18 protein-coding genes are annotated in these 19,608 nt (G+C 69.9%); 10 read left to right on the forward strand and 8 right to left on the reverse strand.

Features of this window, described 5'->3' with window-relative positions:
* Positions 1 to 49 precede the first annotated feature (49 nt).
* The 6 genes from ACIQTX_RS04370 to ACIQTX_RS04395 all read right to left on the reverse strand — a co-directional run bounded on the left by ACIQTX_RS04370 (position 50) and on the right by ACIQTX_RS04395 (position 6,191).
* The gene (locus tag ACIQTX_RS04370; protein ID WP_402969359.1) at positions 50 to 1,021 is read right to left on the reverse strand and encodes a phosphotriesterase; all 972 of its coding nucleotides are present in this window, start codon (positions 1,019 to 1,021) and stop codon (positions 50 to 52) included.
* The gene (locus ACIQTX_RS04375) at positions 1,021 to 1,980 is read right to left on the reverse strand and encodes a shikimate dehydrogenase family protein (protein ID WP_402969362.1); all 960 of its coding nucleotides are present in this window, start codon (positions 1,978 to 1,980) and stop codon (positions 1,021 to 1,023) included. The genes ACIQTX_RS04370 and ACIQTX_RS04375 overlap by 1 nt, the downstream gene beginning before the upstream one ends.
* Positions 1,977 to 3,002: a phosphoglycerate dehydrogenase gene (locus ACIQTX_RS04380; protein ID WP_402969365.1), complete on the reverse strand. Its 1,026-nt coding sequence runs from the start codon at positions 3,000 to 3,002 to the stop codon at positions 1,977 to 1,979. Before ACIQTX_RS04380 ends, ACIQTX_RS04375 begins: the two co-directional genes overlap by 4 nt.
* The gene (xylB, locus tag ACIQTX_RS04385; protein ID WP_402969368.1) at positions 2,978 to 4,468 is read right to left on the reverse strand and encodes a xylulokinase; all 1,491 of its coding nucleotides are present in this window, start codon (positions 4,466 to 4,468) and stop codon (positions 2,978 to 2,980) included. Before xylB ends, ACIQTX_RS04380 begins: the two co-directional genes overlap by 25 nt.
* 9 nt (positions 4,469 to 4,477) lie before the next feature.
* Entirely contained in the window at positions 4,478 to 5,053 is a 576-nt protein-coding gene (locus ACIQTX_RS04390; protein WP_402969371.1) for a glucose-6-phosphate isomerase family protein, read from the reverse strand.
* 601 nt (positions 5,054 to 5,654) lie between these two features.
* Positions 5,655 to 6,191: a CGNR zinc finger domain-containing protein gene (locus ACIQTX_RS04395; RefSeq protein WP_028500769.1), complete on the reverse strand. Its 537-nt coding sequence runs from the start codon at positions 6,189 to 6,191 to the stop codon at positions 5,655 to 5,657.
* A gap of 39 nt (positions 6,192 to 6,230) precedes the next feature.
* Between ACIQTX_RS04395 and ACIQTX_RS04400 the strand changes: the two genes are divergently transcribed.
* The 6 genes from ACIQTX_RS04400 (at position 6,231) to ACIQTX_RS04425 (ending at position 13,155) form a co-directional block, all read left to right on the forward strand.
* The gene (locus tag ACIQTX_RS04400) at positions 6,231 to 7,238 is read left to right on the forward strand and encodes an EamA family transporter (protein WP_402969374.1); all 1,008 of its coding nucleotides are present in this window, start codon (positions 6,231 to 6,233) and stop codon (positions 7,236 to 7,238) included.
* Between the two features lie 34 nt (positions 7,239 to 7,272).
* On the forward strand, positions 7,273 to 7,956 hold the full coding sequence (locus ACIQTX_RS04405) for a GntR family transcriptional regulator (RefSeq protein WP_402969377.1): 684 nt from the start codon (positions 7,273 to 7,275) through the stop codon (positions 7,954 to 7,956).
* A 3-nt stretch (positions 7,957 to 7,959) separates the two neighbouring features.
* Positions 7,960 to 9,486: an MmgE/PrpD family protein gene (locus ACIQTX_RS04410; RefSeq protein ID WP_402969380.1), complete on the forward strand. Its 1,527-nt coding sequence runs from the start codon at positions 7,960 to 7,962 to the stop codon at positions 9,484 to 9,486.
* Positions 9,486 to 10,388: a methylisocitrate lyase gene (gene prpB, locus ACIQTX_RS04415; RefSeq protein WP_402969383.1), complete on the forward strand. Its 903-nt coding sequence runs from the start codon at positions 9,486 to 9,488 to the stop codon at positions 10,386 to 10,388. The genes ACIQTX_RS04410 and prpB overlap by 1 nt, the downstream gene beginning before the upstream one ends.
* A 2-nt stretch (positions 10,389 to 10,390) precedes the next feature.
* A complete protein-coding gene (locus tag ACIQTX_RS04420; protein WP_402969386.1) occupies positions 10,391 to 11,524 on the forward strand; it encodes a bifunctional 2-methylcitrate synthase/citrate synthase in 1,134 nt (377 codons plus the stop codon).
* Positions 11,525 to 11,679: 155 nt separating this feature from the next.
* A complete protein-coding gene (locus tag ACIQTX_RS04425; RefSeq protein WP_105528463.1) occupies positions 11,680 to 13,155 on the forward strand; it encodes an MFS transporter in 1,476 nt (491 codons plus the stop codon).
* Positions 13,156 to 13,206: 51 nt separating this feature from the next.
* Here the strand turns inward: ACIQTX_RS04425 and ACIQTX_RS04430 are convergent, their stop codons facing one another.
* Positions 13,207 to 13,872, reverse strand: coding sequence for a type 1 glutamine amidotransferase domain-containing protein (locus ACIQTX_RS04430; RefSeq protein WP_402969389.1), 666 nt, complete (start codon positions 13,870 to 13,872; stop codon positions 13,207 to 13,209).
* Between the two features lie 93 nt (positions 13,873 to 13,965).
* On the opposite strand from ACIQTX_RS04430, the gene ACIQTX_RS04435 reads away from it, so the two are divergent.
* Complete coding sequence (locus ACIQTX_RS04435; protein WP_402969392.1) at positions 13,966 to 14,859, forward strand: LysR family transcriptional regulator; 894 nt, start codon at positions 13,966 to 13,968, stop codon at positions 14,857 to 14,859.
* Positions 14,860 to 14,885: 26 nt separating this feature from the next.
* Here the strand turns inward: ACIQTX_RS04435 and ACIQTX_RS04440 are convergent, their stop codons facing one another.
* Complete coding sequence (locus tag ACIQTX_RS04440) at positions 14,886 to 15,470, reverse strand: antibiotic biosynthesis monooxygenase (protein WP_058632958.1); 585 nt, start codon at positions 15,468 to 15,470, stop codon at positions 14,886 to 14,888.
* A gap of 440 nt (positions 15,471 to 15,910) precedes the next feature.
* Here ACIQTX_RS04440 and ACIQTX_RS04445 point away from each other — a divergent pair, with 440 nt between their 5' ends.
* The 3 genes from ACIQTX_RS04445 to mmsB are packed head-to-tail and all read left to right on the forward strand — an operon-like array spanning position 15,911 to position 19,549.
* Positions 15,911 to 17,413, forward strand: coding sequence for a CoA-acylating methylmalonate-semialdehyde dehydrogenase (locus ACIQTX_RS04445; protein ID WP_402969396.1), 1,503 nt, complete (start codon positions 15,911 to 15,913; stop codon positions 17,411 to 17,413).
* A 28-nt stretch (positions 17,414 to 17,441) separates the two neighbouring features.
* Entirely contained in the window at positions 17,442 to 18,647 is a 1,206-nt protein-coding gene (locus ACIQTX_RS04450; RefSeq protein ID WP_402969399.1) for an acyl-CoA dehydrogenase family protein, read from the forward strand.
* Positions 18,644 to 19,549: a 3-hydroxyisobutyrate dehydrogenase gene (gene mmsB / locus ACIQTX_RS04455; protein WP_402969402.1), complete on the forward strand. Its 906-nt coding sequence runs from the start codon at positions 18,644 to 18,646 to the stop codon at positions 19,547 to 19,549. The genes ACIQTX_RS04450 and mmsB overlap by 4 nt, the downstream gene beginning before the upstream one ends.
* The last annotated feature ends 59 nt before the right edge of the window (positions 19,550 to 19,608 follow it).

Below are 19,608 nucleotides of genomic sequence, written 5' to 3' on the forward strand. Positions count from 1 at the left end.
GGAGTGGAGGCGGATGCTCATGGTCATGCTCGTGCGCAGGGTCTGAAGATCAGGGCGTGAGGGTCAGCAGGCGGGCCGGGGTGGTCACGAGCATCCGGTGCACGGCCTCGTCGCCGACAGCCGCGCGCAGGCGGGGGAGGTAGCGGTCGCCGAGGTAGGCGAGTCCGGGCAAGCCGCCGTACGCGATGTATCGCGTGCGCCGGGCCACGTCGCCGCCGAGCACGATCTGGTCACCGGCGCCGCGCTCCACCACCGCGACCGTCAGGGCGAGCAGCTCGGCGTCGGAGCGGGTGCGCGGACGAGCGAAGCCGTCGTAGCCGAGGTGGGCTCCGCGTTCGGCGAGCGACACGTGCAGCCCGGCATCGGGGTCGCGGTCGGCGTGTGCGAGCACGACCCGGTCGGCGGGCACACCCTCGGCACCGAGCAGGTCGAGCACCTCGTGGGCAGCCGTGCCGAACTCCAGATGCACCATGACCGGAGTGCCTGTCGCACGGTGCGCCTCGGCCACGGCGATCAGGGTGGTGCGCTCGAACGGACTGATGCGCCAGTAGTCGGCGCCGCCCTTGAGGAGACCTGCCCGCACGGGGCTGCGATCGGGCGCTGCGGCGAGAGACACATCCGGCGTCTCGAAGATCTCCCCGTCGTCGGCGGGCATGCCGCGCGTGATGTCGGCGATGAAGAGGGCAGCCAGACGATCGGCGGTCCACACCTGCATCGGGTGATCCACACCGTAGTGAGCCTCACGGTGTCGGCCGGTCGTCGCGACGATGTGCATCCCGGTTGTCGCGCTGATGCGGGCCAGGGCTGCGGGGTCGCGCGCGAGGCCGAACGGGGTGGCATCCACCATCGCCTCGAACCCGCTCGCCTGCAGCAGGGCCGCCTCTTCGCCCGAGGCCTTCTCGTCGTCGAGCTCATCGCCCGGCAGCAACGGCGACACCTGGAACAGGTGCTCGTGATAATCGACCCGCCCGAGCAGCGCCGGGTCGATGTCACCGAGCACCGTGCGGACGAGGGCGGGCATCAGCGCACCGACTCCGCGGCCTCGGCGAGTCGCTCGACGACCTCGGGGGTGAGGTCGAGCTCGAACACGTCGGCCACGACCTGCGACCAGCCGTGGATGAAGTAGCGCCAGCCGTCGACCACGTGCAGCCCGCGTGCGGATGCCTGCGCTTCGGCCTGGTGGAGGAACTCGAGCGAGCCGCGGTAGTTGAACTCCCACGCGTACGCGCCCTCGGGGAACACCACCGCGTCGGTCAGCGGCGAGCCGGGGCGGTCCTTGCCGAGCCCGGTCGCGTTGGTGATCACGGAACCCACGGGGGCGGCGGCCACGAGGGCATCGGCCTCTGCGGGGGAGGCGGTCACGACGTACTCGATCAGCCCCTCGCGCGTGCCGTGCTGGCGATGAACCTCGCGCAGGTGGTCGAGCTTGTCCTGCGTGCGGGCGGTGACCGTGATCTTCGCCGGGGCGTCTTCGCGTTCGGCCAGTGCCCAGCTCAGGGCGGTGCCCGAGCCTCCGGCGCCGAGGATCACGACCGCAGCCCCCGTGCGGGCGAAGTGATCGGCGGGAAGGAAGTCGTTCAGCGCGAGGTCGACCGTGATCGGGTCCTTCGCGCGCCCCGACAGGACGCGGCCGCGCTTGGAGATGCTGGAGATCTCGGAGCACGACACCGCGAACGGGTCGAGCTCGTCGAACAGGTCGGAGGCCGCGGCGTACACGTTCATCTTGTGCGTGGTCACGAGGGCCCCGCGGTGGTGCGGGTCGTCGCGAATCTGCTCGACCATCGCGCGGTACTGCGCGGGATCGGCATCCATCGGCAGGTCGTGGCCGACCAGGGTGCGGGTCGGGAGCCCGAGGATGTCGGCCCAGAGCGGGAAGACCTTCATGATCGACGACGACGCGGTGGTCACCCCGACGAAGCCCATGTAGTCGGCGGACGCAGGAGCGGGGGCGGTGACGACGACGTCGGCGGTGGTGGTCATCGGGTCTCCTCGGGGACAGGGACGGGGACGGCAACAGCGGCGGGGACGGGGACGGCAACAGGGTGGGCGGGCTCGACGCCTGCCAGGATCGCGATCACGTCGGCGAGCGAGAGGGAGCCCATGTTGTCGACGGCCTGCGTGGTCTGCGCGCCCAGGTGCGGGGTGACGATCACGCGGTCGGCGAGCTCGGGTGCGAGCAGCGGGCTGTCGTGCGCGGCCGTGTCGCCGTCGAGGGTGTCTGCCGCATAGCCGGCGAGGATGCCGTCGTGCAGCGCCTGTGCCACGGCGGCCTCGTCGATCAGGTCGCCGCGGGCGGTGTTGACCAGCACAGTGCCCGGTCGCATGCCCGCGAGGCGCTCGGCGTCGACCAGTCGCTGGCCACCGGGGGCGTGCAGCGTGATGACGTCGGCATGACGGAACAGGTCGTCGAGCGAGACGGGCTCCGCGCCGCGAGCGCGTACGACCTCGTCGGGCAGGAACGGGTCGGCCGCGAGCACGCGCGGACCGAAGCCGCTCAGCCGTGCGGCGACCCCCTGGCCGATCCGCCCGAAGCCGACGATGCCGATCGTTGCGGCACCGAGCTCCCGACCGCGACGCACGCCCCAGTCGCCGGCTCGCACGCGGCGGTCCCCGTCGGGCACGAAGCGGAGCGCGGCGAGCATGAGCCCGACCGCATGGTCGGCCACCGCGTCGGCGTTGGCGCCGGGGGTGTTGGTCACCGGGATGCCGCGATCGCGCGCCGCCGCCAGGTCGACCGACTCGGTGCCGACGCCATACCGGGCGACGACCTTGAGCTTCGGAGCCGCGGCGAAATGTGCATCCGTGACCGCACCGGTGCCGGCGATCCAGGCGTCGGCACCGTGCAGCAGCGACCGCAGCTCGTCGAGGTCGTGGTGTGCCGGTCCGCGCAGGATGCGATGCCCGGCCTGCGCCGCACGCTCGACCAGGTCGAGGTCGCCGTCCGAGAACGAGCGGCTGGTGACGAGGATGACGCCCATCAGCGCGGCCGTCCGGCGAACCACGGCGCGAGGGCCGTGTACGCGTCGGCGAAGCGGGCGTGCCGCTCGGCGTAGACGGCGTGACGCGCGGCATCCGGGGTGAACTCGGCGGTGACCTCACTCAGGGCGCGGGCGGCCGAGAAGTCGGTGAGCCCGAGCCCGACCGCGGCGGTGACCGCGGCGCCGAGGCTGTTCGCCTCTTCGACGATCGTCCGTCGACGCACGGGCACACCCCACACGTCGGCGAGCACCGAGAGGTAGACGTCGCTCTGGGCTCCGCCGCCGACCGCGTCGATGCGGTCGATCGAGGCGCCGGCTTCGCGGAACGCCTGGATGCAGCTGAGCAGGTTGAACGCGGTGCCCTCGAGCACGGCCCGCACGAGGTGCGCCCTGCCGTGGTGGCGGGCGAGGCCGACGAACGCGCCACGGGCATCCGGATCCCACATGGGGGAGCGCTCGCCGAGGAGGTAGGGGAGGAAGTAGAGGTCGTCGGTGTCGACGTCGGCGGATGCCTCGGCCGTCAGCCGCGCGGTCTCGGGATGCGCGGGGTCGAGGGAGAGGGCCTCGGCGATCCACTGCACCGAGGCACCGCCGGCCTGCATGGTGGCGGTGGGCACGAACGAACCGGGCACGACGTTGTCGAACGTGAAGGTGCGCATCGCGGGGTCGTGCAGCGGGGCGTCGGCGGCGAACGAGATCCACGACGAGGTGCCGAGGCACACGTAGGGGCCGTCCTCCGGCGCGACGACACCCGAGCCGACGGCGGCCATCGGACCGTCGCCGCCGCCCATCACCACGCTGACGCTCGCGGGCAGGCCGAGGGCCATGGCTGCGGCATCCGTCAGTGTGCCGGCGATCTGCGTGGATTCCAGGATCTCGGGGAACAGTGCGGGGTCGAGTCGTGCAGCCTGCAGCACCTCGTCCGACCAGGTACCGGTCGCCTGGTCGTAGGCATTGGTGCCCGAGGCATCCGAGCGGTCGGTCGCGAGGCGTCCGGTGAGGCGCAGCACGATGAAGTCCTTCGCGACGCACACCCGACGCACGCGCGCCCAGGTGTCGGGCTCGTTGTCGCGCACCCACATGATCTTCTCGACCGAATATGTCGGGTTGAGGCGGTGGCCGAGGATGCCGTAGGCGCGCTCGGCTCCGATCGCGGCCTCGAGCTCGCGCTGCTGCGCGCCGGCCCTCGTGTCGGCCCAGATGATCGCCGGGCGCGCGGGTTCGCCGTCGGCATCGAGCAGCACGGCGCCCATCATCTGTCCGCTCACCACGAGCCCTGCGACATCGGCCGGGGCTGTGTCGGTGCGGGCGATCAGGTCGCGGGTCGCCGTGACGACCGCGTCCCACCAGTCAGCGGGGTTCTGCTCGGCGACCCCGCCGGCGGCGAAGTGCGCGGGGTACGGCACGGTGACCGAGGCGACGATCCGGCCGTCGTCGTGGTGGAGCGACGCCTTGTTGCCGGTCGTGCCCAGGTCGTGCGCGATGATCATGGCCGGAGCCTATTCCGCGTAGGGACGCAGGTCGACGCCGGAGGCTGCGCGATAGGCACGCGAGCCCATTCCGTGCTCCAGCACCCAGCCGTAGTCGTGCCCTGCTCCTCCCGGATACACCGCGAGGAAGGCGTAGGGCTCGTCGCCGGTGTTGACCGAGCGGTGCGCCCAGCCCGGGGGGATGTAGCCGATGGTGCCGGGCAGCATGTCGAGCCACTCGGTGCGCTCGCCGTCGAACATCAGCAGTCCGCCCTGACCCTTCAACGCCAGGTAGATCTCGCCCTGGTGGTTCGGGTGCTGGTGTCCCTTGGTCATCCAGAGCTCGCCGGCTGTGTCGCCGGGCATGATCGTGGTGATCGACTGCGGCAGCTCCCGGTCGATCTCGGGCACGGGGGAGCTCACGACCGTGTAGACCACGGGGTTCTCGCCGGCGGATGTTGCGGCCCAGGCCTCGGCATCGAGGAAGAGCCCCTCGAGGTCGGACATCCGCCGGGTGAGGGTCGGTCCTTCGGGCGAGAGCGTGAGCTTCTCGGCGTCGAAGGCGATCGCCATCGGAGAGATCGGCGGGGTGTGGAACTCGGGCATCGGTGCTCCTCGTAAAGGATGCTGCGGCGCTGCGCAACCTGTAATGACAGGTTCACTGTACCTGTTATGACAGGTGGCGTCCAGAGCAGGTTGCGCCCGCGCGCGATCTGCCGCGCGCATCTGCGCGCGGTGCGCGGGTCGGCGGTGGCCCTCCGGTCACAGTTGGCGCCGCCTACTGCCGCTCCGGTCGCAGTTGGTGCCGCCTGCTGCCGCTCCGGTCGCAGTTGGTGCCGCCTGATCGCGAAGAATCCGGCAGGAAGTGCGACCGGAGCGTGGAGTGACAGCCGGACCGCAGGGGGCAGGGGCAGGGGGCAGGGGCAGGGGGTTGGCGGTCGGCGGTGGTCCTCCGGTCGCAGTTGGTGCTGCCTGCCGCCGCTCCGGTCGCAGTTGGTGCCGCCTGATCGCGAAGAATCCGGCAGGAACTGCGACCGGAGCGGAGCGGGTCGAGGTGGGCCAGCCGGAGCGTGGGGGCCGGATGGAGCGGGTCGGGGCGGATGGAGCGCGGGCCTGGCCGGAGTGCGGGCCTGGCCGGAGTGCGGGGCCGGCCGGAGTGCGGCGGCCGGAGCGCGGGGGTGAAGCGCGAGGCCGCGTCCGCGCCGGGTCAGGCTTCGGCGAGCCGGGCGCGGTAGGCGGCGACGGCGTTGCGGTTCGCGCACGTGGTCGAGCAGTACCGTTTCGAGCGGTTGCGGGACAGGTCGAGCGCGATCGCCTGGCAGGTGTCGTCTTCGCAGACGGTGAGGCGCGAGCCCTCGTCGGAGCGGATGACATCGATCATGGCCATCGCGGTCTCGATCAGCACGCGCTCCGCGAGGGGGTGGTCGTCGGCCACGGCGTGCAGGTGCCAGTCGGTGCCGTCGTGGCGGCGCAATGCGGGGGTGAGGCGTGATTCCGCGAGGGCGTCGTTGACGTGGGCGGCCATCTCGTCGCGGGGTGCCAGCAGCATCGCGCGCAGACGGGGGCGCAGGCTGCGCAGTGAGGCGACCTCCTTCGCGTCGCGGTCGAGTCGCCCGGTGTAGGGGAACTCCTCGAGGAACGCGGCCTCGTCGGCGATGTCGGTCAGCGTGTCCGGATGCTCCGCGGAGTTCACGAGCCAGACGGCGGAGCGCAGGGCATCCTCCGTGTCATCGGTGAAGATCATGTTGACATCTTACAGCGCGCGCGAGTAGCGTCATCGATCATGAGCAAGGTGAGCAGTGACACGGTGGTCGCGTCCGCACGTGACGTGCGCCTCGGGCTGCCGCTCGCGATCGCCGCAGCCTTCGCCTTCGGCATGTCCGGCGGCTGGGCGCGCGGGCTCATCGATGCCGGATGGACTCCTGGCGCCGCAGTCACCGCACGCATCTGGGTCGCAGCCCTCGTGCTGCTCATCCCCACGATCCTGTCGCTGCGTGGACGCTGGGGGCTGCTACGTCGCAACGCCGGCATGATCCTCGCCTACGGACTGCTCGCGGTCACGGCGACGCAGCTCTTCTACTTCCAGGCCGTCGCGGTCATGGATGTGGGGCTGGCTCTGCTCATCGAGTACACCGCCCCGGTCGCGGTGCTGCTGTGGCTCTGGCTGCGGCGAGGGGAGCGCCCGACGCGCCGGAGCATCATCGGTGCGGCCATCGCCTTCGTCGGCTTGGTGCTCATGCTCGACATCCTCACCGGGGCCGATGTGAACGTGGCCGGCATCCTGTGGGCGCTCGGAGCCATGGTGGGAGCGGCGACGTACTTCGTGCTCTCCGCCAAGGCCGACACGGGGCTGCCGCCCATCGCGCTCGCCGGCAGCGGTCTGCTGCTCGGGGCACTCGGGCTCACCGCAGCCGGGGCGATCGGCGTGCTGCCGATCACCTGGACGACCGACGACATCGCGTACCGGTTCGGCAGCGTGCCCTGGTTCGTCCCGGTGCTGGCGATGGGTGTCGTCGCGACTGCGCTCGCCTATCTGCTCGGCATCGCCTCGACGCGGATGCTGGGTTCGCGCCTCGCGTCGTTCGTCGCCCTCGCCGAGGTGGTCGCTGCTCTGCTGTTCGGATGGCTGCTGCTCGGGCAGTTGACCGACCTGCTGCAGGCTCTCGGCGGCGTGCTCGTGCTCGTCGGCGTCGTGGTCGTCAAGCTGGGTGAGCCCTCCGCCCCGGAGTTCATCGAGCCGGTGCCGGCGGGAGAGAATGTATACGAGAAGCGCTCTTCGGAAGAGATCTGAACCCGTCTAGCCGCTTTATGTATACACTGAGGGCATGACCCTGGTTGTCGAACGCACCACCGCGAGCGATCGCGCGTATGCGGCCCTGCTCGACGACATCCAGTCCGGCGCTCTTGCGGCCGGCTTCGTGCTCGGCGAGGTCGAACAGGCCGAACGCCTCGGCGTGAGTCGCACCCCGATGCGCGAAGCGCTGCGACGGCTCATCGCGGATGGCCTCGTCGTGCAGCAGTCGCCGCGGGTCACGGTGGTCGCTGACCTCGACGCCGACGACATCCGCTCTCTCTTCGAGATCCGCCGCGCACTCGAGGAGAGCTCGGCCCGCCTCGCCGCCGCCAGGGGAGACGCTGCCCTGTTCGCCGCCCTCGCCGACGAATTCGCGCACGTCGACCTCGCTGCGGTCGAAGGCCGCGACGCCTACTACGCGCTGATCGCCCGCTTCGACGCCGCCCTCGACGCCGCTGTCGCCAACGACTACATCGCCTCGGCGCTGCGCACCGTGCGCACGCACCTCGTGCGGGTGCGCCGGATGGCCCGCGACAAGCCCACCCGCCTCGCGGCCTCCGCCGCCGAGCACCGCACCATCGCCGAAGCGCTCGCCGCCCGCGACGGCGACCTCGCCGCCCACGCCACGCACGTGCACCTGCACAACGCGCTCGCCGGCATCCTCGACTCCCTCGACTCCAGCAACAGTGTCGACTCTCGCAACAGTGAAGGATAAGAAATGACTGTCACCCACCACGTCCGTGTGCACCCAAGCTCCGAGAACCTCGCCAGGGAAGACCAGCTCGCCTGGAAGATCGCCGAGGTCGCCGCCGACCAGGTCGAGGTCGAGCAGGACGTCGTCGACATGATCATCAACCGCATCATCGACAACGCGTCGGTGGCGGCGGCCTCCCTCACCCGCGCGCCGATCAACGCGGCCCGTGCGCAGGCGTTCAGCCACCCCGTCTCGACCGGCGGCGTCGGCGCGAACCTCTTCGGGGCGGCGCTCGACCACCGCACCAGCCCCGAATGGGCGGCCTGGGCGAACGGCGTGGCCGTGCGCGAGCTCGACTACCACGACACGTTCCTGGCCGCGGAGTACTCGCACCCCGGCGACAATATCCCGCCGATCCTCGCGGTCGCGCAGCACGTCGGCAAGGACGGCCGCGCGCTCGTGCGCGGCATCGCCACCGGCTACGAGATCCAGATGGACCTGGTGCGCGCGATCTGCCTGCACAAGCACAAGATCGACCACGTCGCCCACCTCGGCCCGTCGGCCGCCGCCGGCATCGGCACCCTGCTCGGCCTCGATGTCGAGACCATCTACCAGGCCGTCGGCCAGGGCCTTCACACCACGACCGCCACGCGTCAGAGCCGCAAGGGCGAGATCTCGACCTGGAAGGCGCATGCCCCCGCCTTCGCCGGCAAGATGGCCGTCGAGGCGGTCGACCGGGCCATGCGCGGCCAGACCAGCCCCGCGCCGATCTACGAAGGCGAAGACGGCGTGATCGCCTGGATGCTCGACGGCAAGGATGCCTCCTACGACGTGCCGTTGCCCGCCGCGGGTGAGCCCAAGCGCGCGATCCTCGACTCGTACACGAAGGAGCACTCGGCCGAGTACCAGGCCCAGGCGCTGATCGACCTCGCCCGCAAGCTCGGAACCTCGAACCCGGCGCTGCGCGACCCCGCGAACATCGAGTCGATCGTCATCCACACCAGCCACCACACCCACAACGTGATCGGCTCCGGCGCGAACGACCCGCAGAAGTACGACCCGACCGCATCGCGCGAGACGCTCGACCACTCGGTGCCCTACATCTTCGCGGTCGCGCTGCAGGATGGCGGCTGGCACCACGTCGACTCCTACGCCCCCGAGCGTGCGGGCCGTGCCGACACCGTCGCGCTGTGGCACAAGATCACCACGGCCGAGGATGCCGAGTGGACGCGCCGCTACCACTCCGAAGACCCGGACGAGAAGGCGTTCGGCGGTCGCGTCGAGATCCGCCTGACCGATGGCTCCACCGTGGTCGACGAGATCGCCGTGGCCGATGCGCACCCGCTCGGAGCTCGTCCGTTCGCCCGCGAGAACTACATCGCGAAGTTCCGTGTGCTGGCAGAGCCCGTGCTCGAGCCGGCCGAGATCGAGCGGTTCCTCGCCCTCGTGCAGCGCCTGCCCGAGCTGACCGCGGCCGAGGTCGGCGAGCTGTCGATCGTCGCGAAGCCCGGCCTGCTCGAGGCAGCGCCGTCTCCTGCGGGACTCTTCTGATGCTGTACTCCACCGTCACGCCCGCCGAGAAGCGCCGGCTGTTCCGCGAGCGCCTCGCGAGCGGCGAGCTGCTGCGCTTCCCCGGCGCGTTCAACCCCCTGAGCGCCCGCCTGATCGAGCAGAAGGGCTTCGACGGGGTCTACATCTCCGGCGCCGTGCTCGCAGCCGACCTGGGCCTGCCCGACATCGGCCTCACCACGCTCACCGAGGTCGCCGGACGCGCGAAGCAGATCGCCCGCATGACCGACCTCCCTGCGATCGTCGACGCCGACACCGGCTTCGGCGAGCCGATGAACGTCGCCCGCACGATCCAGGAGCTCGAAGACGCGGGCCTCGCCGGCACGCACATCGAGGACCAGATCAACCCGAAGCGCTGCGGACACCTCGACGGCAAGGCCGTGGTCGACGAGAACACCGCGATCAAGCGCATCCGTGCCGCCGCCGACGCCCGTCGCGACGAGAACTTCCTCATCATGGCGCGTACCGACATCCGGGCCGTCGAGGGGTTGGACGCCGCGATCGACCGCGCCAAGGCGCTGGTGGATGCCGGTGCCGACGCGGTGTTCCCCGAGGCCATGCGTACGCTCGCCGAGTTCGAAGCCATGGCCGAGGCGCTCGACGTGCCGATCCTGGCGAACATGACCGAGTTCGGCAAGAGCGAGCTGTTCTCGGTCGACCAGCTTCGCGACGCCGGGGTGAACCTGGTGATCTGGCCGGTGTCGCTGCTGCGCATCTCGATGGGGGCGGCGGGCCGTGCGCTCGATACGCTGAACGACGAGGGGCACCTGACCTCGAAGCTCGGCGAGATGCAGCACCGCGCCGATCTCTACGATCTGATCGACTACGAGTCGTACAACCACTTCGACTCGGGCGTCTTCAACTTCACCATCACGAAGGAGTGACCATGACCGAGCCGGACATCAAGAAGGGCCTCGCTGGCGTCGTCGTCGACACGACCGCGATCTCGAAGGTCAACCCCGAGACGAACAGCCTGCTGTATCGCGGCTACCCCGTGCAGGAGCTGGCCGACACGCAGCCGTTCGAGGCCGTCGCCTACCTGCTGTGGAACGGCGAACTGCCCACTCCGGAAGAGCTCGCGGCATTCCGGCTGGAGGAGCGGAAGCATCGCGCGCTCGCCGATAACGTCAAGACCGCGATCGATCTGGTACCGCTCGACGCGCACCCGATGGACGAGGTGCGCACCGCGGTCAGCCTGATCGGCGCCTCCGACCCCGGTGCCGGCGGCTCGGTGCTCGACGCGGGCGGCAGTCCGGAGCAGAACCTCGAGCGCAGCATCCGCCTGTTCGCCGCCCTCCCGGCGATCGTCGCCTACGGTCAGCGTCGTCGTCGCGGCCAGGAGATCATCGCACCCCGTGACGACCTCGACTACTCCGCGAACTTCCTCTGGATGACGTTCGGAGAAGAGGCGGACGACGTCGTGGTGGATGCCTTCAACCGCTCGATGATCCTCTACGCCGAGCACTCCTTCAACGCCTCGACGTTCACCGCGCGCGTGATCACCTCGACCCTGAGTGACATCTACTCGGCAGTGGTCGGTGCGATCGGCGCGCTCAAGGGTCCGCTGCACGGTGGCGCCAACGAGGCGGTGCTGCATATCTTCGACGACATCGGCACGGCCGGCAACGTCGTGCCCTGGCTGGATGCGGCTCTCGCCGAGAAGCGGAAGATCATGGGCTTCGGGCACCGCGTCTACAAGAAGGGCGACTCCCGCGTGCCGACCATGAAGGCCGCGCTCGACACCCTCGTGGAGCATTACGACCGCCCCGATGTGGCCGCTCTCTACGACGCGCTCGAGTCGGAGTTCGTCGCGCGCAAGGGCATCTACCCGAACCTCGACTACCCCTCGGGTCCGGCCTACAACCTGATCGGGTTCGACACCCTCACGTTTACGCCGCTCTTCGTGGCGGCACGGGTGACGGGCTGGACCGCGCACGTGATCGAGCAGGCCGGATCGAACGCGCTCATCCGTCCGCTGTCCTTCTACGACGGCCCCGACGAGCGGCACGTCACCGACTGACCCGACCGACGAAAGGCCCTGATGCGTCGACCGCATCGGGGCCTTTCGTCGTGCTTAGCGCGGCGGGATCCCCGCGGTCAAGGCGGTGCACCGAATTCCTCCTCGGAGTAAGACAGATGCCGGGGAGTTTCCGCCCCGCGCACGAAGGAGGGTCCATGTCCGCATCCGACGCCACCGTCAAAGAGGTCAAATCGCTCGTTCCTGCGCGCATGGACCGGCTGCCGTGGTCGCGATTCCACTGGCTGATCGTCGTCGGGCTCGGCTTCTCGTGGATCCTCGACGGCCTCGAAGTGCAGATCGTCGCCGCGAACGGGTATGCCGCCACCCTCGGTATGGGACCGGCCGAGGTCGGGCTGGCCGGCACGTGCTACCTGCTCGGCCAGGTGTTCGGAGCACTCTTCTTCGGACGCCTCACCGATCGCCTCGGACGCAAGAAGCTCTTCCTCGTCTCGCTCGCGGTCTACCTGGTCGGATCCGCCGTCGCCGGTCTCGCCTTCGCGCCCTGGTTCTTCTACATCTGGCGGTTCGTCGCCGGTGCCGGCATCGGCGGCGAGTACGCGGCGATCAACTCGGCGATCGACGAGATCATCCCGGCGCGTTACCGCGGACGTGTCGACATCGCGATCAACGGCACCTACTGGGGTGGCGCGGCGCTCGGTGCGGTGGCGAACGTGTTCTTCCTGAACACCGACATCCTGCCGGAGGACATCGGGTGGCGGCTCAGCTTCTTCCTCGGCCCCATACTCGGGCTGCTGCTCATCTACATGCGCCGGCACATCCCGGAGAGCCCGCGCTGGCAGATGACCCACGGCCGCGAGGAGGCCGCAGAGCGCAACGTCGACGAGATCGAGGAGCGCATCCGCAAGGAGGGCAAGACGATCCCGCCTGTGGACGAGAGCAAGGCGATCACGGTCAAGGAATACGGCCGCGTGCCGTTCCTCGTCATCGCGAAGGTGCTGTTCCGCAAGTACCCGCGGCGCACCCTGGTGGGCATCACGATGATGGTGACGCAGTCGTTCCTCTACAACGCGATCTTCTTCACGTACGCGCTGGTGCTGGAGAACTTCTACGACACCCCGCCGGCTTCGGCGTCGCAGTACTTCATCGTGTTCGCGGTGGGCAATCTCGCCGGTGCGCTCATCCTCGGGCACTTCTTCGACACCTGGGGCCGCCGACGGATGTTGTTCGGCACGTACATGCTCGCCGGCCTCATCCTTCTCGTGAGCGCCTTCCTGTTCAACGCCGGAGTGCTGAACGCGGCGACGCACACGGCATTCTGGTGTGCCTCGTTCTTCTTCGCTTCCGCCGGCGCCTCCGCGGCCTATCTGACCGTGAGCGAGATCTTCCCGTTGGAGCTGCGCAGCCAGGTCATCTCCTACATCTTCTCCATCGGGCAGCTGGTCGGTGCGATCGCACCGGTCCTCTACGGCGCCCTGATCGGTCAGAGCGCCGAAAGCGGCGACCGCGGCCCGCTGTTCTGGGGCTACGTGCTCGGTGCGGCGATCATGATGTTCGGCGGCATCGTCTGCGGAGTGTTCGGGGTGAGCGCTGCGGGGAAGTCGCTGGAGGACATCGCGGATCCGCTCTCGCTCGTGGAGTCAGCGGACAAGGGGAAGACGAGTGGGGCGTAGCCCCGAGACGGAGCGGAACCGGCGCCGCGGTGATCGCGGCGCCGGTCTCGCTCAGGCGAGTGCGGCGACGAGCGCCCGAGCGGCGGATGCCGACGACTGCGGGTTCTGGCCGGTGATGAGCAGCCCGTCGACCACGGTGTGGTCGCTCCACGGGGAGGCGATGTCGAGCTCGGCGCCCCGCGCCCGCAGCTCGCTCTCGAGCAGGAACGGGGCACGGTCGGCGAGGCCGCCGATGCGCTCCTCCTCGTCGGTGAACCCGGTGATGCGGCGTCCGGCCACGACCGATTCTCCGGCCGCGGTGCGGGCGGGGAGCAGAGCTGCGAGCCCGTGGCAGACGGCGGCGAGCGGGCGGCCGGTGGCGAGCGTCGCCGTGATCAGTGCGGCGGAGTCTTCGTCGACCGCCAGATCCTGCATGGGGCCGTGGCCACCGGGGTAGTAGACCGCGTCATACGTTGCGGGGTCGACGTCGGCCAGAACCAGCGGGGCGGTGAGCCCGTCGATCGCGGCGATCGACTCGGCGTCGCCCTCGGCGAGGCTGGACGCATCGGCTACCGGTGCGACGCCACCCGGGGTCGCGAACGACACCGTGTGGCCGGCCTCGCTGAGCAGTCGGTAGGGGGTCAGCAGTTCTTCCGCCCAGTAGCCGGTCGGGTGCGCGGTGCCATCGGCGAGGGTCCAGGTGCGGGCGCCGGTGACGACGAAGAGAACAGAGGACATGCGTGCTCCAGAAGGTCTGACGGCAGACGCCGTGCGGATGCGATACCGAGGACAACGACTGATGTTCGCATCCGATTCCGATAGATTCGCGATATGAACGATCGGAATTCCGATGGACTGCGCGATCTCGCCCTGTGGCGGACCTTCCTCGCCGCGCATCGCTCCGGGTCGGTGTCGGCGGCGGCGCGGATGTTGGGCATCGCCCAGTCCTCCGTGACGACGCAGCTGCAGGCGCTGGAGCGGAGCATGGGGGAGCCGCTCTTCATCCGCCATGCGCGCGGGATCGTCCCCACTCCCCGCGCAGACGATCTGGCCGCGCGCGTGGCCGGGCCGCTCGACGCGCTCGCCCTCGTCGTCGGAAGCCCGTCGCCGGCCACCGCTCCGCCGGTGCGCATCGGCGGAGCGGGTGAGTTCGTCGAGCGCGTGGTGATGCCGGCGCTGGCGCCGATGATCGCGGAGGGGCGGCGGATCACCGTCACCACGGGGTTGGCGGATGAGCTGCTCGAACAGCTCGGTGCCGGAAGCCTCGATCTCGTGCTCTCGGCCATCCGCCCGAAGGGGCGCGCGCTTCCTGCTGCGGCCCTCGTCGACGAGGAGTTCGCGCTGGTCGCCGCGCCGTCGCTCGGGGTCAGCGCTTCCGCTGAACTCGTGCCGAGCGCCCTCGAGGGCATCCCGCTCCTCGCGTACGCGCACGACGTGCCGATCCTGCGGCGGTACTGGCGGCATGTGTTCGGCCTCCGTCTCGAGCGCGAACCCGCCCTGATCGTGCCCGACCTCCGAGCCCTCGCCGCGGCAGCCGTCGCCGGAGCGGGGATCACGGTGCTGCCGACCTACCTGATCGCCGAGGAGCTCGCCGACGGGCGGCTGGCCGTGCTGCGCGAGACCGACGACCCGCCGATCAACACCCTCTACCTGGTGCGCCGCCCCGGTCCGCTCACCGATGTCGTCGCCGAGATCGAGCGGGCGCTTCGGCTGGCCGTCGCCTGATCCCGCATGATCGGGTGAGACGGGCGTCAGCGCGTGAGCCAGCTCCGCAGTGACCGGGTGACGAACGGGAGCACCCAGTACGCCATGATCGGCGTGAGCACGAGGGTGGTGACGAGTACCCGCAGCCAGATCGGCAGCTCGTTCCACCCCGGCACGGGGCTCATCGCGTAGGTGAAAGCGAGATTCACGGGGAAGAAGCCCAGCCAGATCGAGGTCGCCTGCTTCCACCGCGGCGGGGCCGGAGCGACCGTGACGGTCTCGGTGGTGCCGTCGGAGGAGGGCAGCGTGATCGTGCCGGTGGTCGGCTCGTCGAACCAGCCCTCGATCCCGGTGCGGCGCTTGGAGCGCTCGCTGCGCACGAAGCCCTCGCCCATCGACAGCCACCACGCCCGCTCGGCCGACTGCTCCCACGCGGTGAGCGAATCCTCGCTCGCGAAGCGGTAGAGCATGTGCCACACCTGCGAGTCCTCGCCGGCGCGCACCCAGCCGGAGCCGAGGAAGCCCGGATACTTCGTCGCGAGGTTCACCCCCGTCTGCACCCAGGCGGTCGCCTCGACGATGCGCTCGGGGTCGACTTCGCGGCGGATGGACACGGTGAGGGGTTCGGACATGGTGCGGTCCTCGGGGGAACGGGCGTCCGGGGTCGGGACGCCGAAGCGGATGCGCCAGGGGTGGCGGCGCACCCTCGATTCTAATTCGGATGCGGCAGGTTCCCGGCCGCTCCCCGCCCCGCTCCCCGCCCCACTCGCCGCCCCACGAGGAGGACCCCCGCCGACCCGATTCGGCGGGGGTCTCGCGGCGTGGGAGCCGCGACGGGAGCGAGAGCGCTCACCGTGCGCGCGGTAGACGTGACACCCGATCCGGTCTGAGTCTCTGTCCGCGCACTTGCAGTTGTACTCGGCCGAGATGACGGGGCGGTGAACGCGATGCGAACAACCTCGATCCGAGCGAGGCGCCGAGTGGATCGATATACAAGGATGTCCTAGTAAATGTCCGGCCCTCCGAGTAAACTCTCCAATGTGCCAATGACGGCACGAAGGGATGTCACACAATGACTCGTACTATCCCGCACTTCGTGGGCGGATCGCTTCTCACTCCCGACTCCGGTCGCTTCGCCGACGTGTTCGACCCGAGCACGGGCGCGGTGCAGGCGCGTGTTCCTCTGGCTTCGGCCGACGAGGTGCGCCGCGTGATCGCGAACGCCGAAGAGGCCCAGGTCGCCTGGGGTGCGACCAACCCGCAGAAACGCGCTCGCGTGCTGCTGCGCTTCCTCGACCTGGTGCAGCGCGAGATGACCTCGCTGGCCGAGCTGCTCGCGAGCGAGCACGGCAAGACGGTCGATGATGCGAAGGGCGACATCCAGCGCGGCCTCGAGGTCATCGAGTTCGCAGCCGGCGCCCCGCACCTGCTCAAGGGCGAGTACTCCACCGGTGCCGGAACCGGGATCGACGTCTACTCGATGCGGCAGCCGCTCGGGGTCGTCGCCGCGATCACCCCGTTCAACTTCCCCGCCATGATCCCGCTGTGGAAGGCGGGTCCTGCGCTCGCCGCCGGCAATGCGGTCGTGCTCAAGCCCAGCGAGCGCGACCCCTCGGTGCCGGTGCGCATCGCCGAGCTCTTCCTCGAAGCCGGCCTCCCCGCCGGTGTCCTCAACGTCGTGCACGGCGACAAGGAAGCGGTCGACACCCTGCTCACCGACGACCGCATCCGCGCCGTCGGCTTCGTCGGCTCGACGCCGATCGCCGAATACATCTATGCGACGGCCGCAGCCCACGGCAAGCGTGCGCAGTGCTTCGGCGGTGCGAAGAACCACATGATCGTGATGCCCGACGCCGACCTCGACCAGACCGTCGACGCGCTGATCGGCTCGGGCTACGGCTCGGCGGGCGAGCGCTGCATGGCCATCTCGGTCGCTGTCCCCGTGGGGCAGGAGGCGGCTGATGCGCTCGCGGCCAAGCTCACTGAACGAGTCGCGCAGCTGCGGATCGGCCCCTCTCTCGCGGCCGACGTCGACTACGGGCCCCTGGTCACGCGGGCGGCCGTGGAACGGGTAGAGGGCTACATCCAGCAGGGTGTCGACGAGGGGGCGACGCTCCTCGCCGACGGCCGCGGCTTCACGGTCGAAGGACACGAAGAGGGTTTCTACCTCGGACCGACCCTGTTCGACCATGTCACCACCGACATGGCGATCTACCGCGAGGAGATCTTCGGCCCGGTGCTGGTGATCGCCCGCGCCGCAGACTACGAGGAGGCGCTGCGCATGGCCTCCGAGCACGAATACGGCAACGGTGTCGCGATCTTCACTCGTGACGGCGACGCCGCCCGCGACTTCGCGGCCCGCGTCGAGGTCGGGATGGTCGGGGTGAACGTGCCGATCCCCGTGCCGATCGCGTATTACACGTTCGGCGGCTGGAAGCGCAGCGGCTTCGGCGACCTCAACCAGCACGGGACCGACGCCTTCCGCTTCTACACGAAGACCAAGACGGTGACGAGCCGCTGGCCCGCGGCCGGCATCCGCGACGGTGCCAGCTTCGTCATCCCCACCATGCACTAGTCCCGGCACACTCCCACAAGGAATCACGATGACCATGACCACCGCCACCACCACCGCCGAGGAGCGCGAGGCGATCCTCGATGCCGTCCGCGAGTTCGCCGAGAGCGAGCTCGCACCTTTCGCCGCGGAGCGCGACGAGAAGCATCTGTTCCCGCGGGAATCGCTGAACCGGGGCGGTGAGCTCGGCCTCGGCGGCATCTATGTGCGCGAGGAGTTCGGCGGCACCGGCCTCAGCCGCATCGACACGGTGGCGATCTTCGAGGAGCTCGCGAAGGCCGACCCCGCCGTCGCCGCCTACATCTCCATCCACAACATGGTCGTCTGGATGATCGACACCTACGGTGACGACACCCAGCGCGGACGATGGCTGCCGAAGCTCACCGCCATGTCGGAGTTCGGGGGCTACTGCCTCACCGAGCCCGGCGCAGGATCGGACGCCGCGAACATCGCGACCAGTGCGGTCCGCGACGGCGACGACTACGTGCTCACCGGGGTGAAGCAGTTCATCTCCGGTGCGGGCGAGGCCGCCGTCTATGTCGTGATGGCGCGCACGGGGGAGCCGGGTGCCCGCGGGATCAGCGCCTTCCTGGTGCCGGGAGACGCTGAGGGGCTGAGCTTCGGAGCCCTCGAGAAGAAGATGGGTTGGCATGCCCAGCCGACGCGACAGGTGATCTTCGACGGCCTCCGGGTTCCGGCATCCGCGATGCTCGGCGACGAAGGGCGAGGCTTCGCGATCGCGATGTCGGCGCTCAACGGCGGACGCCTCAACATCGCCGCATGCTCGCTCGGCGGCGCGGAGTGGGCCCTCGACCGCGCGGTGCAGTACGTGCATGAGCGTGTGGCCTTCGGTGAACCTCTCGCCGAGAAGCAGTCGATCCTGTTCGCGATCGCCGACATGCGCACGCAGCTGCACGCGGCTCGCCTGATGGTGCGCGACGGGGCGCAAGCGGTCGACGACCACGCGCCGGACGCCACGATGCGCTGCGCCATGGCCAAGCGCTTCGCGACCGACGCCGGCTTCGACGTCGCGAACCGCGCGCTGCAGCTGCACGGCGGCTACGGCTATCTGCAGGACTACGGCATCGAGAAGGTCGTCCGCGATCTGCGGGTGCACCAGATCCTGGAAGGGACGAATGAGATCATGCGACTGATCGTCGGACGAGAGATGCTGCGACCAGCGGGCTCGGCGTCCCTCCAGCGCAGCGGCGGCGACCAGATGCGGAGCGCATCATGACCACCTCGTCTGCGAAGGCGGTGGTCGCGTTCCTCGGCCTCGGACACATGGGGCTGCCGATGGCGAAGAACCTCGTCGCGGCGGGGCACGAGGTGCATGGCTTCGACCTCGTGCCCGCGGCGATCGAGGCGGCGCAGGCGGCCGGCATCCCGGTGGCGGCGAGCGGAGCGGAAGCCGTGGCTCGAGCGGATGTCGTCATCACGATGTTCCCCGCGGGGAAGCACGTGATCGAGGCGTATCGCACCGAACTGCTGGCGGCCGCCAAGCCCGACACGCTCTTCATCGAGTCGTCGACCATCGCCGTCGACGAAGCTCGGGCCGCGCACGCGCTCGCGCTCGCCGCCGGGCACCGCAACGTCGACGCGCCGGTGTCGGGCGGCGTCGTGGGGGCCGAGAACGGCACGCTCGCGTTCATGGTCGGCGGGTCGGAGGACGACTTCGCTGCGGCGCTTCCGTTGCTGGAAGTCATGGGCACGCGCATCGTGCACTGCGGCGGTCCCGGCCTCGGTCAGGCGGCGAAGGTGTGCAACAACATGGTGCTCGCGGTCTCGCAGATCGCGGTGGCCGAGGCATTCGTGCTGGGGGAGCGGCTCGGACTCGAGCACCAGGCGCTGTTCGACGTGGTGTCACAGGCATCCGGTCAGTGCTGGTCGATCACGACCAACTGCCCCGTCCCGGGCCCGGTGCCCACGAGCCCGGCCAACCGCGACTATCAGCCGGGTTTCGCCGGGGCCCTGATGGCCAAGGACCTCGGTCTCGCGCTGCAGGCGATCGAGCAGACCTCGACGGATGCGCGCATGGGCCGGCTCGCGCAGGAGCTCTACGCCGCGTTCGCCGCCGGCGATGGTGCGACGCGCGACTTCTCCGGGATCATCACCGACATCCGCGACGACCGGGTCTGACGGCCGGTTTCGAATCGCGCAAATGGCCCGATCCGGGGCGAACATGCGGCCATTTGCGC

Origin of the sequence: Microbacterium sp. NPDC090281, from assembly GCF_044769635.1 — a bacterium.
In the GTDB taxonomy this organism is placed as follows: domain Bacteria; phylum Actinomycetota; class Actinomycetes; order Actinomycetales; family Microbacteriaceae; genus Microbacterium.